The 14172-nt window shown below is 58.0% G+C and carries 19 protein-coding genes; 10 read left to right on the top strand and 9 right to left on the bottom strand.

Annotation, left to right across the window (positions count from 1 at the left end; all coding sequences use genetic code 11):
* Positions 1 to 266 precede the first annotated feature (266 nt).
* Complete coding sequence (locus tag ACSAMW_RS15185) at positions 267 to 986, top strand: FadR/GntR family transcriptional regulator (protein WP_168085544.1); 720 nt, start codon at positions 267 to 269, stop codon at positions 984 to 986.
* A 74-nt stretch (positions 987 to 1060) separates the two neighbouring features.
* On the opposite strand, the gene ACSAMW_RS15180 is transcribed toward ACSAMW_RS15185, so the two are convergent.
* Both ACSAMW_RS15180 and prlC read right to left on the bottom strand, forming a co-directional pair.
* On the bottom strand, positions 1061 to 1309 hold the full coding sequence (locus tag ACSAMW_RS15180) for a YheV family putative zinc ribbon protein (protein ID WP_168085586.1): 249 nt from the start codon (positions 1307 to 1309) through the stop codon (positions 1061 to 1063).
* A 21-nt stretch (positions 1310 to 1330) separates the two neighbouring features.
* The gene (gene prlC, locus ACSAMW_RS15175) at positions 1331 to 3382 is read right to left on the bottom strand and encodes an oligopeptidase A (RefSeq protein ID WP_500590986.1); all 2052 of its coding nucleotides are present in this window, start codon (positions 3380 to 3382) and stop codon (positions 1331 to 1333) included.
* A 100-nt stretch (positions 3383 to 3482) separates the two neighbouring features.
* On the opposite strand from prlC, the gene ACSAMW_RS15170 reads away from it, so the two are divergent.
* Positions 3483 to 4043: a gamma carbonic anhydrase family protein gene (locus ACSAMW_RS15170; RefSeq protein ID WP_500594051.1), complete on the top strand. Its 561-nt coding sequence runs from the start codon at positions 3483 to 3485 to the stop codon at positions 4041 to 4043.
* Positions 4043 to 4699, top strand: a complete 657-nt coding sequence (locus tag ACSAMW_RS15165; RefSeq protein WP_500590985.1) for an HAD family hydrolase — start codon at positions 4043 to 4045, stop codon at positions 4697 to 4699. The genes ACSAMW_RS15170 and ACSAMW_RS15165 overlap by 1 nt, the downstream gene beginning before the upstream one ends.
* Here the strand turns inward: ACSAMW_RS15165 and ACSAMW_RS15160 are convergent.
* Positions 4667 to 5761, bottom strand: coding sequence for an aminopeptidase (locus ACSAMW_RS15160; protein WP_500590984.1), 1095 nt, complete (start codon positions 5759 to 5761; stop codon positions 4667 to 4669). The two genes, ACSAMW_RS15165 and ACSAMW_RS15160, sit on opposite strands and share 33 nt — an antisense overlap.
* A 61-nt stretch (positions 5762 to 5822) precedes the next feature.
* Here ACSAMW_RS15160 and ACSAMW_RS15155 point away from each other — a divergent pair, with 61 nt between their 5' ends.
* Together ACSAMW_RS15155 and ACSAMW_RS15150 are read left to right on the top strand one after the other, a co-directional pair.
* On the top strand, positions 5823 to 6236 hold the full coding sequence (locus ACSAMW_RS15155) for a PA0061/PA0062 family lipoprotein (RefSeq protein WP_500590983.1): 414 nt from the start codon (positions 5823 to 5825) through the stop codon (positions 6234 to 6236).
* A gap of 6 nt (positions 6237 to 6242) precedes the next feature.
* On the top strand, positions 6243 to 6656 hold the full coding sequence (locus ACSAMW_RS15150) for a PA0061/PA0062 family lipoprotein (RefSeq protein ID WP_500590982.1): 414 nt from the start codon (positions 6243 to 6245) through the stop codon (positions 6654 to 6656).
* A gap of 77 nt (positions 6657 to 6733) precedes the next feature.
* Here ACSAMW_RS15150 and ACSAMW_RS15145 read toward each other — a convergent pair whose 3' ends face one another.
* Positions 6734 to 7006, bottom strand: a complete 273-nt coding sequence (locus ACSAMW_RS15145) for a DUF1161 domain-containing protein (RefSeq protein ID WP_500590981.1) — start codon at positions 7004 to 7006, stop codon at positions 6734 to 6736.
* The gene (locus ACSAMW_RS15140; protein ID WP_500594050.1) at positions 6990 to 7418 is read right to left on the bottom strand and encodes an OsmC family protein; all 429 of its coding nucleotides are present in this window, start codon (positions 7416 to 7418) and stop codon (positions 6990 to 6992) included. Before ACSAMW_RS15140 ends, ACSAMW_RS15145 begins: the two co-directional genes overlap by 17 nt.
* Before the next feature lie 148 nt (positions 7419 to 7566).
* On the opposite strand from ACSAMW_RS15140, the gene ACSAMW_RS15135 reads away from it, so the two are divergent.
* Positions 7567 to 8568 carry an LLM class flavin-dependent oxidoreductase gene (locus ACSAMW_RS15135; RefSeq protein WP_500590980.1) on the top strand — a complete coding sequence of 334 codons (1002 nt, stop codon included), beginning with the start codon at positions 7567 to 7569 and terminating at the stop codon, positions 8566 to 8568.
* Between the two features lie 47 nt (positions 8569 to 8615).
* Here the strand turns inward: ACSAMW_RS15135 and ACSAMW_RS15130 are convergent, their stop codons facing one another.
* Positions 8616 to 8837, bottom strand: a complete 222-nt coding sequence (locus tag ACSAMW_RS15130; RefSeq protein ID WP_168085535.1) for a DUF1161 domain-containing protein — start codon at positions 8835 to 8837, stop codon at positions 8616 to 8618.
* 88 nt (positions 8838 to 8925) lie between these two features.
* The gene (locus tag ACSAMW_RS15125) at positions 8926 to 9141 is read right to left on the bottom strand and encodes a dodecin (protein ID WP_168085534.1); all 216 of its coding nucleotides are present in this window, start codon (positions 9139 to 9141) and stop codon (positions 8926 to 8928) included.
* Between the two features lie 157 nt (positions 9142 to 9298).
* Between ACSAMW_RS15125 and ACSAMW_RS15120 the strand changes: the two genes are divergently transcribed.
* Positions 9299 to 9625, top strand: a complete 327-nt coding sequence (locus ACSAMW_RS15120) for an ElaB/YgaM/YqjD family protein (protein WP_168085533.1) — start codon at positions 9299 to 9301, stop codon at positions 9623 to 9625.
* Here the strand turns inward: ACSAMW_RS15120 and ACSAMW_RS15115 are convergent.
* Entirely contained in the window at positions 9622 to 10566 is a 945-nt protein-coding gene (locus ACSAMW_RS15115; protein ID WP_500590979.1) for a LysR family transcriptional regulator, read from the bottom strand. The two genes, ACSAMW_RS15120 and ACSAMW_RS15115, sit on opposite strands and share 4 nt — an antisense overlap.
* A gap of 54 nt (positions 10567 to 10620) precedes the next feature.
* Here ACSAMW_RS15115 and trpB point away from each other — a divergent pair, with 54 nt between their 5' ends.
* The 3 genes from trpB (at position 10621) to ACSAMW_RS15100 (ending at position 13215) form a co-directional block, all read left to right on the top strand.
* Positions 10621 to 11841: a tryptophan synthase subunit beta gene (gene trpB / locus ACSAMW_RS15110; RefSeq protein WP_500590978.1), complete on the top strand. Its 1221-nt coding sequence runs from the start codon at positions 10621 to 10623 to the stop codon at positions 11839 to 11841.
* A complete protein-coding gene (trpA, locus tag ACSAMW_RS15105) occupies positions 11838 to 12647 on the top strand; it encodes a tryptophan synthase subunit alpha (RefSeq protein WP_500590977.1) in 810 nt (269 codons plus the stop codon). The genes trpB and trpA overlap by 4 nt, the downstream gene beginning before the upstream one ends.
* A 100-nt stretch (positions 12648 to 12747) precedes the next feature.
* Entirely contained in the window at positions 12748 to 13215 is a 468-nt protein-coding gene (locus ACSAMW_RS15100; RefSeq protein WP_500590976.1) for an anti-virulence regulator CigR family protein, read from the top strand.
* A 17-nt stretch (positions 13216 to 13232) separates the two neighbouring features.
* Here the strand turns inward: ACSAMW_RS15100 and ACSAMW_RS15095 are convergent, their stop codons facing one another.
* Positions 13233 to 14141: a choline sulfate utilization transcriptional regulator gene (locus ACSAMW_RS15095; protein WP_500590975.1), complete on the bottom strand. Its 909-nt coding sequence runs from the start codon at positions 14139 to 14141 to the stop codon at positions 13233 to 13235.
* Positions 14142 to 14172 lie beyond the last annotated feature (31 nt).

Here is a 14172-nt window from a genome sequence, read left to right as displayed (position 1 = left end):
CTGGATTGCTCACATTCAACACTCCCACTGTTATTTTTATGCGGGGTAAAGGCGCGGCGCGCCTGAACGAGCGCAGCGTCGCCGAGAAAAGCAGGCGACTCGCTGAATGAGATCATACAACTGACAAGCTGACCAAACAACGCCAAAGCCAACAAATAAGGGAAATTCATCAGATAGCCCCAGTCGCTTCGCGGCCATATCAGGACGTTGTCATACAAGATACCGCCTTGGAGGGTGAATGCTAAGATGAGCGACATTGCCCAGACATGAGCCACGCCCTCTTGGAAACCATCCCGCCTGCAAAGCGCCGCACGCCCAACCTGGCCCATGACCTGGTCAATGAACTGACCCAGCGCATCCTGCGTGGCGACTTTGCTACAGGCCAGAAACTGCCTTCGGAAACGGCCATTGTTGGCGAGCATGGTGTCAGCCGCACCGTAGTGCGCGAGGCCCTGTCAAAGCTCCAAGCCGCCGGGCTTGTGGAAACACGCCATGGGGTCGGCACCTTTGTACTGGAGCGTCAGCCACAGGCAGGCCTTCGCCTGAACGTGGATACCTTGACCAACGTACGAAGCGTTCTGGAATTGCGCATGGGACTGGAAACCCAGGCGGCAGCCTTGGCTGCGCGGCGGCGAAGCGACAGCCAATTGGCCCAGATGCGTGAAGCACTGGATGACTATGGCCGGCTATTGGCTAACAACGACAGCTGCGTGGACGCGGATCGCCGGTTCCATGTGCTGATTGCCCAGGCCACAGGCAACAACTGCTTCCCAGACATGCTGATGCATTTGGGGGCTGCACTTATTCCACGAACACAGCTCAATGCTCAGGAGCGGGGTGGGGAAGACTTCAGTGAATTGGGCAAGGTTGCCCAGGCTGAGCACGAGGCGATTTACCAAGCCATCCGCCGACAGGACGCCGACGCTGCCCGCGCCGCCATGCTGCTGCATTTGAGCAACAGCATGGAGCGGTTTCATGCGGGTTGAAGGTTAAGGCGTGTGTTCTCCAGTTCAAAGGCCATGCGCCTTTGCAAGAGCAGGCCAAGCCTGCGAACAGTCGCCTATGGTTTTTTAAGCTTGGGGTTCGGAAAGAACTGTACGGTCTGCACCTTCGGTTGAGCCGGTTTCGGCTCGGCCTTGTTCACCCGGGTGCCCAATTCCCGCGGGATAGACTGGCCCTGGGCATTCAACGTATCCGAGTAGCCACAGGCTACACACTCGCGGTGTGGAACATCATCCTCGTTCCACATCTTGAGTGTGTCCATTTCGCTGCATGCCGGGCACACAGCCCCGGCAATAAAGCGCTTCATGGTTATGCTCACAATGCCCCCTCAGGCTGCTTCGTTTTCCGTCAAACCGCTGTGCCGCAGCAGAGCGTCAATGGAAGGCTCACGCCCGCGGAAGTCCACGAACAGCACCAACGGCGCCTGTGACCCACCTCGGGCCAGAATGGCCTCGCGGAAGGCACGGCCGGTCTCTGGGTTCAGTACCCCGTCTTCTTCGAAGCGAGAGAATGCGTCAGCTGATAGCACTTCTGCCCATTTGTAGCTGTAATAACCCGCTGCATAGCCCCCTGCGAAGATATGCGCAAAGCTGTTAGGGAAGCGGTTGTAGGCCGGTGGACGCATCACCGAGACCTGATCCCGAATGCCTTCAAGCACCTGCAACGCAGTGCGGCCATCACCATGGGTGGCATGCAGTTCGAAGTCGAACAATGAGAACTCCAGCTGGCGCACCATCATAAGCCCCGACTGGAAATTCTTCGCTGCCAGCATTTTTTCCAGCAGGTCTTGCGGCAGAGGCTCGCCGGTCTGGTAATGACCAGACATCAGCGCCAGGCCTTCCGGCTCCCAGCACCAGTTTTCCATGAACTGGCTGGGCAGCTCTACCGCATCCCAGGCCACACCGTTGATGCCTGATACACCCGCATGCTCGATTCGGGTCAGCAGGTGATGCAGCCCATGGCCGAATTCGTGGAAGAGGGTGGTGACCTCATCATGGGTAAGCAAGGCGGGCTTGCCAGCATCCGCAGGCGTGAAATTGCACACCAGGTTAGCCACCGGGCTTTGAAGGCTGCCATCGGCCGTACGGCGGCGATCCTTCGCGCCGTCCATCCAGGCGCCACCACGCTTGTTGGCCCGGGCATAAAGGTCAAAGAAGAACCGGCCCACGTGCTGGCCGTTTTCCTTGATCTCGAACAGGCGCACGTCTGGGTGCCAGGCATCGAAGCCCTTGAGTTCGCTGATTTCGATCCCGTAGAGGCGTTGCACAATGGCAAACAAGCCACTGAGCACCTTGTCGATGGGGAAATAGGCTCGCAGCGTTTCCTGGGACACGCTGTAACGTTGCTCTCGCAGCTTTTCACCGTAATAGCCACTGTCCCAGCTTTGCAGGTCCGGGCAGCCTTGCTCGGCAGCATAAGCCTTGAGCTGCTGCAGATCCTTTTCGGCGAAGGGCTTGCTGCGCTGGGCCAGATCGCGAAGGAACCCCAGCACCTGATCGCTGGACTCAGCCATCTTGGTGGCCAGGCTCAGTTCGGCATAATTGGCGAAGCCCAGCAGGTGAGCCAGTTCCTGGCGTAGCGTAAGGATAGCTTCCATCACCGGGCCGTTGTCATTCTGCCCAGCATTCGGGCCTTGGTCCGATGCACGGGTGCAGTAGGCGGTGTAGACCTCTTCACGGAGCCCACGATGTTCGGCATACGTCATCACGGCATAGTAGCTGGGGAACTCCAGGGTAATCAGCCAGCCTTCAAGCCCTTTGGCTTGAGCCGCAGCGGCCATCTGTGCCTTGGCAGAGTCCGTAAGGCCGGCCAATACCGCTTCGTCAGTGACGTGTTTGGTCCAGGCCTGGGTCGCATCCAGCAATTGGTTGGAGAACGTACTGCCAAGCTCCGAGAGTTTGCTTTGCACCTCGGCATAGCGCTGCTGCTGCTCAGGTGGCAAGTCGATGCCAGACAGTCGAAAGTCGCGCAGCGAGTGCTCCAGAATGGTCTTCTGAGCCACGTCAAAACCTTCACTCGCTGGGCCGCTAGCCAGGGCTTCAAACGCCTTGAACAGCTTGGGGTTCTGGCCCATTTCGGTCGAGTAGGCACTCAGGGCCGGCAGGCAGGCCTCGTAAGCCTGGCGCAACTCAGGGCTGTTGCACACGGCGTTGAGATGGCTCACTGGGCTCCAGGCGGCCCCGAGGCGGTCATTGAGTTCATCCATGGCCAGCACCAGGCCTTCCCAGGTGGGGTGGCTACCTTGTTGCTCGAGCAACGCACTGACCGCAGCACGGTTGTCCGCGAGAATACGCTCGATCGCCGGCTGCACGTGCTCTGGAAGAATCGCTGAAAAGGGCGGCAGGTCATAGGGCTGGAGCAGCGGATTGGTCTCGGTCACGGTCACACACCTTGGCTTGAGAGATAACACCGGTCATCTTAATTACAATCACCGGGCGCCGCAGCAACCGCGGCGGCTATTGGGACAACAGAAGGAGCCTATCGTGATACGTACATTTGCCAACGCTACGCCCTTGATCGGGCTACGGGCCTTTGTGGATGCTAGCGCAGTGGTCATCGGGGACGTGGAAATCGGTGAGGATAGCTCCGTATGGCCTTTGACCGTCATTCGCGGCGATATGCACCGCATTCGAATTGGGCGCCGCACCAGCGTACAAGATGGCAGCGTGCTTCATATTACCCATGCCGGGCCTTATAACGACGGTGGATTTCCATTGACTGTCGGGGATGAGGTCACCATTGGCCATAAGGTGATCCTGCATGGCTGCACCCTTGGCAATCGGATTCTCGTCGGCATGGGTAGCATCGTCATGGACGGGGCCGTTGTGGAAGACGAGGTCATCATTGGCGCGGGCAGCCTGGTGCCGCCTGGCAAGGTCCTCAATAGTGGTTTTCTGTATATGGGCAGCCCCGTGAAGCAGGTACGGCCCTTGACCGAAAAGGAGCGAGGGTTTTTCGCCTATACGGCCGGCAACTACGTCAAGCTCAAGGCCCAGCACCTGGCTGAAGGCTTTGACAACGCTGCCCTGGAGCACGCCTGATGCCCTATCGCAACGTGCTGTTCGACCTCGATGGTACGCTCACCGACCCACGCGAAGGCATTACCCGCTCTATCCAGCATGCCCTCGCTCAACTGGGTATCGACGAACCCGACCTGAGCAAGCTCGAACCCTTCATTGGCCCGCCTCTGCTTGAGGCCTTCATGCAGTTCTACGGGTTTGACGAAACAAAAGCCTGGGCAGCCGTCAATCACTACCGCGATCGCTTCAAAGTCACTGGCCTATACGAAAACAAACTGTTCGAAGGCGTTATCGAACTGCTTGAAGCACTGAAAGCTCAAGGCCGGCACCTGTTCATTGCCACCTCCAAGCCTTGGGTATTCGCCCAAGAGGTCGCTCGCCACTTTGGCTTCGACAGCCATTTCAAAGTCATCTACGGCAGCGAATTCGACGGTACTCGCTCCAACAAAGTTGAACTGATTGCTCACTTGCTGAAAACGGAGCAGTTGGCTCCTGCCGACACCGTAATGGTCGGCGACCGCAAGCATGACTTGATCGGTGCACGCCTCAACGGCCTTGCGGCCGTAGCGGTCGGCTACGGTTTTGGCAGCGCTGAAGAACTGATCGCCGAGGCACCGCTGTTCCGCTTTGATACGCTGGCGCAGCTACACCTGGCGTTTGTTCAACAGCGCCTGTAGCGCCTGAGTACGTTGCACAGTGGGCAATGCGCCTAGCGCACGTACTGCCTGATAGAAGGCGGGCCAATGCTGTTCATTGTCGTTGAACAAGGCAGCAAAGGCCGGCACCCATTGATCGTAAAGCCCAAACGGCAGCAGTTTGGCATTATTGATTGGGGCCGCTACCCAAGCATCGTATAGGCCCTTGCCACCCCACTGGCTGTCTCTAAGGTGGTAATAATCACGCCTGAACCGCTCGATTTCCGCTTGCTTGGCCTCGCCCATAGCAGCGGCTGCAAGAGGCTTGGAATACACAGCCTGAAGCCGATCCCGCAAGCCCAGCACCAGGTGCACAAAGGCGTCTCGGCGGGCGGCCTGCTGGTCGTTTTCAGGTGGCATGCCCTGTGCGGCGCGCCATTGCCGAGTGCCTTCCTGTTCCACGAAGGTGGCGAACGACTCATTGAAGGCGGTATCGCCGGGAACATACACCTGCTGATGTGCCAGCTCATGAAAAATAAGCGTAGCCAAGCGTTCGCTGCTCCAGCCTGCCATGGAGCTAAGGATGGGATCGTCAAACCAGCCCAACGTGGAGTAAGCCTCCACACCGCCGGTGTACACGTCCAAGCCCTGCTGACGAAGCAATGCTGCTGCCCCACGGGCACGCCCCTGCTGGTAGTAGCCTCGATAGGCCACACAGCCGGCGATGGGAAAGCAGTACTGCACGGGACTCAGTGAAAACTCAGGCGTTGCAAAGACGTTCCACACCACGAAGGGCCGGTGGATATCAGCGTACAAACGATAGCTACGGTTGTTCGGCAAACCCAGCTGCTCGCTGGCAAATACGCGAGCGTGCTGGGCATCAGCCAGCCGTGCACGCAGGCTTGCATCCCGGGCGGGATCAGCCATAACCTTTTCGATCGGCTCACGGGACCATAACAGGTCAAATTGGCCGTGGGCCAATTGCGTGTAGTAATCCAATGACGAGCACCCATTGAGCAGAAGTGTTGCCAACAGGGGAACCAATACCCTGTTCAGAGTGTCGAGAGAGCCGTGGCGTGAGCGCCAGACAATAAATCCGAGCATAGGGCAGCTTGCCTCGAATAAGCCTGTTCCAGTGCTCTATCATGCCTGCGTGGAACCCTTAATGCGTAAAATCCTACCGTTCGCCGCTGCCCTTGCCCTTACCGGGTGTATGGGTTTGCCCAAGCCAGACCCTAACCAGGCATGGATTGACCTGCACGGCCCTGAGAAAAATGCGCTCCAGGCCCAGGAAGTGGATGCCCAGGTGCAGGACGATGCTCGCTACTTTGAAGTAGAGCCAGGCAGCCATGAACTCACTGTGCGTTACCAGTTCACCGTTGCACCTGACAACATTGGCCCGCAAGCCGCCCCGCTATCTCGGGACTGCCAGCTAAACATCAAATACGGTAGTTTCAATGCGGGTGAGCGATACCAGCTGGAAGCCGGTAGCCTGGGCTTTACCCCATGGGCCAAACTGTATGACCAGCAACGGCGTTTGGTAGGCCGCGCTCAACCGGCAGGCTGCCAGGGCGTCTAGCGCCTTATGCAACGCTACCTTGTGCTGCTGCCCGCCCTACTGCTTGGGGCCTGCACTACAACCCCCATACCGCCGCAGGACCCGACCAAAGCCTGGGTCGAGATGTTCACCCGTAACGGCAAGCTGGTCATGGCCGACAAACTCGATGGCACACGCTTAGATGATGGCCGTTATTACCAATTCGCCCCAGGCAGTCATGAGCTGCAGGTACGCTTTGATTACGACGTAGCAGTGCCCTCGCTGCCCTTTGGCCAACCATCAGAGCGCATCTGCTATATCCGCTTGCAGTACGACAGTTTCCAGGCCGGTGAACGTTACCGGTTTGAGGCAAGGCACCTGGGCTTGCAAACCTTTGCCTTTCTTTATAACGCGAAGGGCGAAAGGGTCGCCACAGAGCGCCAAGTCAACTGCCTGTTCTGACCTACTGAGCAACGAATGGCCAGTGCCTCACAGGCACGAGTTTGCTTGCATAGCAGCCGGTATGGTTAACCGTGCGCTTACGTATCGTTTTTCTGATAAAGAATGCGGCGCGTGCCATTTTCACAGCTGCCCACCACCATGCTCGGGTCCTTGGCTTCCTCTGCAGGGACTACCTCCAGCGTATAGGCCACCACACCTTGAGCCTGAATCTTGGCCTCTATCTCAGCTTTGAGCTCAGCACAGTCCAAAGGGGCAGCGGTAGCTGGCAGGGCCGTGGCCAGGGCAAGAACCCCGGCCAAGCAAGCACTACTTATAGCGCTTGGCGCTGCGCGCTTAAGCCAGCGAAGCATCGAGCGTGATCTCAGCGCCAGCCAGTACTTTGGATACTGGGCAGCCGGTCTTGGCTTTGTTGGCAAGTTCTTGGAACTGCTCTTTTGAAGCGTTCGGGATGGTTGCCTTGGTAATCAGGTGAACCTTGGTAATGGCGAAGCCATCCGCTTGCTTGTCCAACGTGACCTGGGCCGTGGTATCGATCTGGTCAGCTGTAAGCCCGGCTTCGCCCAAGATCATCGACAGTGCCATGGAGAAGCAACCTGCGTGCGCAGCACCGATCAGCTCCTCAGGGTTGGTGCCTGGGCCGCTTTCGAAGCGGGCTTTGAAGCCATACGGTGCATTTTTGAGCACGCCAGTTTCGGTAGAAATTTCACCGGTACCGGTTTTCAGGTCGCCTTTCCAGACTGCAGAAGCTGTTTTGATCGCCATGGTGCGGAGTTCCTCATTAATGGAGAGTACTATTTTCAGAGAGCAGGCAGTTGCCTCAAGTTCAGCGCAGATTTGCGAAAGCGGCCCAAAGCGTTCAATGTATTCATAGACAAGAAAAGGCGCGGGGGTGTCTCTTTTTGGAGTAATCATGAAATCGTTGAACGACATCAAATATTCAGCCTTGGACCTGGTACCTGTTCGCAAGGAGACCGGCCCGGCGCAAGCACTGCGCAACTCCCTGGACCTGGCTCAGCACCTTGAGCGTTACGGCTACAATCGGTTTTGGGTAGCTGAACACCACAATATGGACGGCATCGCCAGCTCGGCGACCTCTGTACTATTGGGTTACCTGGCAGGTGGCACCTCCACCATCCGGGTAGGCTCCGGTGGTGTCATGCTTCCCAACCATGCGCCCTTGGTGATTGCCGAGCAATTTGGCACACTCGAAAGCCTGTACCCAGGCCGCATAGACCTCGGCCTGGGCCGCGCGCCTGGCTCGGACCAGTTGACAGCACGCGCCCTGCGCCGCGAGCGTAGCGGCAGCTCGGATGACTTTCCGCAGGACGTCGAAGAGTTGCTGGCTTACCTAGGTGAGCGCACACCACAGCAGCGAGTGGTGGCTGTCCCGGGTATGGGAACCAAGGTACCTGTCTGGCTGTTGGGCTCAAGCCTGTTCAGCGCACAGCTGGCCGGGATGCAAGGTTTACCTTATGCCTTCGCGTCTCACTTCGCCCCGCGGATGATGCACGAGGCGGTCCGGGTCTACCGCGATCATTTCACACCGTCTACCTATCTAGACAAGCCTTATGTCATGTTGGGCGTACCTCTGGTAGCCGCAGACACAGACGAGCAGGCTGAGTATCTGGCAACATCGGTGTACCAGCGTATCCTGAACCTGATTCGTGGTCAGACCTTGCTGCTCCAACCTCCGGTCGACACCATGCAAGGGCTTTGGCTGCCTCATGAGAGGGAAGCTGTGGGCAGTTTCCTGGGAATGGCGGTGATCGGTAGCCCAGCCAAGATAAGGGCTCGGCTGGATGTACTGATGGAGCAGACACAGGTGGACGAGCTTATCTTCACCTGTGACCTGTACGAACACGCAGACCGTTTGCGCTCCTATGAGCTACTGGCCCAGCTGATGCGGGGCTGAAAACGGCAGGGCGCCCGCAGCGTGCGGGCGCTTCATTCAAGGGCAAATCAACGCTTGTAAACAAGCACTTTGGTGCCGCCTTCGCAGGTACCTACTACTTTACCGTCTGTGGCGCTGCCCTTGTCTACCGCTTGCAGCGAGTAGCCTGAGGCACCCTTGGCCTGAAGCTTCGCGTCAATTTCGCTCTTGAGTTCATCGCAAGGCTTGCCTGCTGCGAGGGCGCTGCCGGCCAGCATGACCATTACCGTTGCCAACACTACTTTTTTCATCGTTCACAGTCCTTGAGTCGATTCAAACAAAGTCGGCGGAGCTGTATGCAGCTCCTTACTTGACGGCCATCCGCGCCCTTTCGCTCGATCAGCTATTGCTGATTCGGAAACCTACTCGCAAGGTCACCTGGAAATGCATGACCTTGCCGTCTTGAATATGACCACGTGTTTCAGTCACTTCGAACCATTCCATGTGCTCAATGGATTTGGCAGCTTCAGCGATGGCATTTTTGATAGCGTCGTCAACGCCAATGGTAGACGATCCTACCAGCTCGACTTTTTTGTAAGTGTGGTGATCACTCATGTACAACTCCTTGGTCAATGGCACTGCCATCGGCAACCGGCAGATGGCTACGTTTACATCTGTGCGCCAAGGACAGGCAAAAGTTCACAGGCACTGCACTTTTGCGGAGCGGCGTAGTCGGACACATACACCGCAATCACCAAGCAGGAGTGAAACAATGGCTACTAATTCGCTGCGTAAAGCGTCGCTGCAAAGCATGGAAGCAGAAATCGAAAGCCTGCTTCGTTCACTGGAAAGCTTGAAGGGCGATACCTCGGAAGAGTCTCGCAAAACCCTCAAAGCGCTGAAGGCCAACGCTGAAACCGCACTCAAGCATTCACGCAGCCTGTTGGCTGACGTGTACGAAGACGTCAAGGTCAAAACTCGCGAAACCAGCCTGGCCACCAAGGAATATGCACAAGAGCACCCGCTGACTGCTGCCGGCATCGCTGTTGGCGCCGTTGGCCTGATTGCGGCCTACCTGATGTGCAAGCGCTCTGACTAGTCCGCCTGGCGAGCCAGTTCCAGTCGTAGCCAATGAGCCAAGCGTTCGGCACGACGGCCTGCTCGCCGATGCGGTACCCAGAGTGCCAGGCAGGCTGGGGTTTTAGTGAAACCCCAAGGCGCTAACAAGCGCCCTGCCTGCAGGTCATCGGCCACTAACGCGTGTGGCGCGATGGCCACTCCCAAGCCAGTTACCGCAGCCTCCAATAGGTAGTACAGATGCTCGAAGCGCTGGCTAAACTCCAGTTTCGACGCATCTACCCCATGAGCGGATGCCCATTCCGGCCATGCCTGCGGCCTCGATACGGTTTGCAGAAGCGTCTCGCCCAGCACCGCTTCAGGTGCGCTACCTAACAGTGCCGAACACTTTGTGTAATGAGGGCTGACAACGGGCCCGATACGCTCTTCAATCAATTCGTGTACGTGCACCTCACCCGGCCAAGGCGGTTGAGCGAAGACCAGTAACGCATCGATACCTGGGCTTTTAGGGTCCAAATCACCCTCACCAGCCGATAGGTGCAAACGAAGGTCCGGCAACTCTGCATTCAACCGGCCAAGCCGAGGGATAAACCAGCGCGCCAGCAAGCTGCCTGAACAACCCAGTACGAACGGCGCGTCCGCTTCTGCTACAGCCAGTTCGGCACATACCTGCCTCAACTCATCGAAAGCTTGGGTACTGGCATCACGTAGCCGTACACCTGCCTCGGTAAGCTTTATCCCTCGCCCTTCCTTGGTAAACAAGGCAATGCCTAGTTCAGCCTCCAAGGCTTTCAATTGTCGGCTTACTGCCCCATGCGTAACGCTGAGCTGCACAGCCGCCCGTGTAAGGCTGCCGAGGCGAGCCGTGACTTCAAAGGCACGCAGTGCATTTAGGGAAGGCAGGTCACGGCTCATGATATGTGAGTTTTCCTTACAGGTTGATGAGATCTTATCGGTTTTCAACCGACGCTGTCGCGGCTACAGTTCATGCATCTGTTTTTTGCCTGGGTACCTGCCATGACTGCTCAAACCTTACGAAACGGCCCTGATGCCAATGGCCTGTTCGGCACCTTTGGTGGCCGCTACGTTGCCGAAACGCTTATGCCACTGGTACTGGACCTGGCCCGTGAGTACGAAGCCGCCCAGCAGGACCCGGAATTCCTTGAGCAGCTGGCCTATTTCCAACGGGATTACATTGGCCGCCCCAATCCTCTGTATTTTGCCGAGCGCCTGACCGAGCACTGTGGCGGTGCCAAAATCTACTTCAAGCGTGAAGAGCTCAACCATACCGGCGCCCACAAAGTGAACAACTGCATTGGCCAGGTATTGCTGGCCAAGCGCATGGGCAAGAAGCGCCTGATCGCCGAAACCGGCGCCGGCATGCACGGTGTAGCTACTGCTACCGTAGCCGCACGTTTCGGCCTGCCTTGCGTGATCTACATGGGCGCTACCGACATTGAGCGCCAACAGGCCAATGTGTTCCGCATGCGCCTGCTGGGCGCGGAAATCGTACCGGTCACCTCCGGCACTGGCACGCTCAAGGACGCCATGAATGAAGCGATTCGCGATTGGGTTTCCAACGTTGAAGATACGTTCTACCTGATTGGAACCGTAGCAGGCCCGCATCCTTATCCAGCCATGGTTCGAGATTTCCAATCCATTATCGGCAAGGAAACTCGCCAGCAACTCCAGGAAAAGGAAGGGCGGTTACCAGACAGCCTGGTCGCATGCGTGGGTGGCGGCTCCAATGCCATGGGGCTGTTCCATCCTTTCCTGGACGATGCCAGCGTGCAAATCATTGGGGTGGAGGCCGGCGGGCATGGCGTGACCACTGACAAGCATGCAGCCAGCCTGAACGGGGGCGTGCCTGGCGTACTACATGGTAATCGCACCTACCTGCTGCAGGATGGTGATGGCCAGATCACCGATGCCCATTCCATTTCCGCTGGCCTGGATTATCCCGGTATTGGCCCGGAACACGCCTGGCTGCATGAGATCAAGCGCGTTGAATACGTCAGCATCACAGACGAGGAGGCGCTGGCGGCGTTCCATGTGACCTGCCGCAAGGAAGGCATCATTCCTGCGCTGGAAACAGCTCATGCCTTGGCCGAGGCCATCCGCCGCGCGCCCTCTTTACCCAAGGATCACCTGATGGTGGTGTGCCTGTCAGGCCGTGGTGACAAGGACATGCAAACCGTGATGAACCATATGGCTGCACAGCAGGAGACTCAGGCATGAGCCGTCTAGAACAACGTTTTGCTGACTTGAAGGCCGAAGGCCGTGCGGCATTGGTTACTTTTGTGACAGCGGGCGATCCTGGTTACGAAACGTCCCTGGAGATCCTGAAAGGCTTGCCTGCTGCGGGCGCCGATGTGATCGAACTGGGTATGCCCTTCACTGACCCTATGGCCGACGGGGTGGCTATTCAGCTGGCCACCCTGCGTGCCCTGGATGCTGGCCAGACATTGCTCAAGACCCTGGCGATGGTGAAATCATTCCGCGAAAAAGACACCACAACCCCGCTAGTACTTATGGGGTATTACAACCCTATCCATCGCTTCGGTGTGGACAACTTTGTGACGCAGGCGCGGGAAGCGGGTGTAGACGGCCTGATCATTGTGGACCTGCCGCCAGAACATGATGCCGAACTGGCCGAGCCCGCCCAGGCCGTTGGCATCGACTTCATTCGCCTGACTACACCTACCACCGACGACAGCCGCCTGCCGCGTGTGCTGGAGCGAAGCTCTGGGTTTGTTTACTACGTCTCTGTGGCAGGTGTGACTGGGGCAGGGGCTGCCACCGCAGAACACGTAGGTGCAGCCATTGCACGCCTGCGTAGCCATACCTCATTGCCCATAAGCGTGGGTTTTGGCATCCGTACGCCAGAACAGGCCGCAGGCATTGCTCGCTTGGCAGACGGGGTGGTTGTAGGCTCGGCCCTGGTGGACAAGATAGCCAAGGCTGCCACGCCGCAGCAGGCTGTAAACGATGTGCTAGGGCTGTGTGGGGAACTGGCGGAAGGGGTTAGGAGCGCACGTAGGTAACGGTCCTGATACAGAGGAATTGCCCTCTGTTTTCGCAGACTAAGAAGGTATGAATCCAGGGAGCGATGAACGCTCCCTTTTCGTACTTTAGAGGAACCCTATGGCCACGTCTTCACGCGCTCTTCTTGCGATAACCCTTGGCACACTGATCACCTTGGGCACGCCACTGGCTCAGGCTGCACCAGGCCCTGACAATCCGCCACCAGGCGGCCCGCAGCATCAACAGAATCAGGGTAACGGCCACGGCGAAGCCCGGGGCCACAGCCAGAATGGCCAGCACGGGAATCAAGGAAATGGCGCTCACCCGCCGCAGGATTTCGGGCCCGTACGCGACACCATTCGCGAGCACCGCACCGACTTTGGCCGTGGCACACCGTTACCCCCAGGTATTCAGGTTGCCAAGGGTCACCCGTTGCCTCAAGGATATGGCCACCGCCTGGACCGCTCCGCGTTGTCACGTCTGCCCCATTACGAAGGTTACGAATGGCGCCGGCTGGGGACGGATGTTGTGTTGATTGCGGTGGGCACGGGTATCGTCTACGAGATTCTGAACGGCGTTCTGGATTAAGATCACCCCGATATTGTTTATTGCGCCTGCTCAGTCATTAACCACGCCACGAAGTGCTCGATCATCCGCCCCCGTCTTTTACGAGGCGGCAACAGCAGGTGGTAGCCCAGTTCGGAACGTACACTGCCGTTGACAGGCCTGCACAGCAGGCCCTGTTCGATCAGCCCATCCACCAAGTGGCGCCAGCCAATGGCGACGCCTTGCCCGCCGATAGCCGCTTGAATCAATAATGTGTAATTGTCGAACCTCAATTGGCCAGGTGCGGGAGCCGTGCTGATACCTAGCGCATTGAATAGCCCTGCCCAGTCGAACCAACGGTTGCCTTGGGCACCTCGCAGATGTAGCAGCGGCAGGCTTCGCAACGACGCTGGCGACATTGGCATACTGCGGCCCTCCATAAGCCGAGGGCTGCAGACAGGAAAAACCTCTTCGTTGAACAGCCAATGGCTGTGCCCATGGCCAGGAAAGCGACCGTCGCCGAAGACAATGGCAATGTCCGTATCTCCCCGCAGGGCGCCGGGGGTGCGATCTCCGGTAACAATGCTGACATCCACGTTAGGGTAAGCCTGGTGGAAGCGGTGTAGCCGTGGCATCAACCAATAGGCCGCAAAGGCAAAGTCCGTGGCGACCTCCAGCACCTCGCGCTGGTGGTGGCTGGCCAGCTCAAGCAAGCCGTTTTCAAGGCTGCCAAACCCTTCGGCAACCTGTTGGAATAGCCGCTCACCTGCCTCGGTCAGGGCAATTCCACGGTAGATGCGATCAAACAGGCGGTGCTTGAGTTGCCCTTCAAGCCGCTTGATCTGCTGGCTTACTGCGGGTTGAGTGGAGCCCAGCTCAAGGGCCGCCGCCGTAAAGCTGCTATGGCGTGCGGCTGCCTCGAAAGTGCGCAGCGTATCCAGCGACAACGGCCCTAGCTGTTCAAACATAACCGGTACTTATCCTAGGCATTAGCACATA

It is taken from the genome of Pseudomonas sp. AB39(2026), assembly GCF_059831485.1.
Note: the sequence above shows the minus strand (reverse complement) of the source record. Positions and strands in the feature narration are given on the sequence as shown.

What these genes read in the sequence shown, in the direction of transcription:
- ACSAMW_RS15185 (WP_168085544.1), top strand. Translation starts at nt 267, where the DNA reads ATGAGCCACGCCCTCTTGGAAACCATCCCGCCTGCAAAGCGCCGCACG.
- ACSAMW_RS15180 (WP_168085586.1), bottom strand. Translation starts at nt 1,309, where the DNA reads ATGAAGCGCTTTATTGCCGGGGCTGTGTGCCCGGCATGCAGCGAAATG.
- ACSAMW_RS15165 (WP_500590985.1), top strand. Translation starts at nt 4,043, where the DNA reads ATGCCCTATCGCAACGTGCTGTTCGACCTCGATGGTACGCTCACCGAC.
- ACSAMW_RS15160 (WP_500590984.1), bottom strand. Translation starts at nt 5,761, where the DNA reads ATGCTCGGATTTATTGTCTGGCGCTCACGCCACGGCTCTCTCGACACT.
- ACSAMW_RS15155 (WP_500590983.1), top strand. Translation starts at nt 5,823, where the DNA reads ATGCGTAAAATCCTACCGTTCGCCGCTGCCCTTGCCCTTACCGGGTGT.
- ACSAMW_RS15150 (WP_500590982.1), top strand. Translation starts at nt 6,243, where the DNA reads ATGCAACGCTACCTTGTGCTGCTGCCCGCCCTACTGCTTGGGGCCTGC.
- ACSAMW_RS15145 (WP_500590981.1), bottom strand. Translation starts at nt 7,006, where the DNA reads ATGCTTCGCTGGCTTAAGCGCGCAGCGCCAAGCGCTATAAGTAGTGCT.
- ACSAMW_RS15140 (WP_500594050.1), bottom strand. Translation starts at nt 7,418, where the DNA reads ATGGCGATCAAAACAGCTTCTGCAGTCTGGAAAGGCGACCTGAAAACC.
- ACSAMW_RS15135 (WP_500590980.1), top strand. Translation starts at nt 7,567, where the DNA reads ATGAAATCGTTGAACGACATCAAATATTCAGCCTTGGACCTGGTACCT.
- ACSAMW_RS15130 (WP_168085535.1), bottom strand. Translation starts at nt 8,837, where the DNA reads ATGAAAAAAGTAGTGTTGGCAACGGTAATGGTCATGCTGGCCGGCAGC.
- ACSAMW_RS15125 (WP_168085534.1), bottom strand. Translation starts at nt 9,141, where the DNA reads ATGAGTGATCACCACACTTACAAAAAAGTCGAGCTGGTAGGATCGTCT.
- ACSAMW_RS15120 (WP_168085533.1), top strand. Translation starts at nt 9,299, where the DNA reads ATGGCTACTAATTCGCTGCGTAAAGCGTCGCTGCAAAGCATGGAAGCA.
- trpB (WP_500590978.1), top strand. Translation starts at nt 10,621, where the DNA reads ATGACTGCTCAAACCTTACGAAACGGCCCTGATGCCAATGGCCTGTTC.
- trpA (WP_500590977.1), top strand. Translation starts at nt 11,838, where the DNA reads ATGAGCCGTCTAGAACAACGTTTTGCTGACTTGAAGGCCGAAGGCCGT.
- ACSAMW_RS15100 (WP_500590976.1), top strand. Translation starts at nt 12,748, where the DNA reads ATGGCCACGTCTTCACGCGCTCTTCTTGCGATAACCCTTGGCACACTG.
- ACSAMW_RS15095 (WP_500590975.1), bottom strand. Translation starts at nt 14,141, where the DNA reads ATGTTTGAACAGCTAGGGCCGTTGTCGCTGGATACGCTGCGCACTTTC.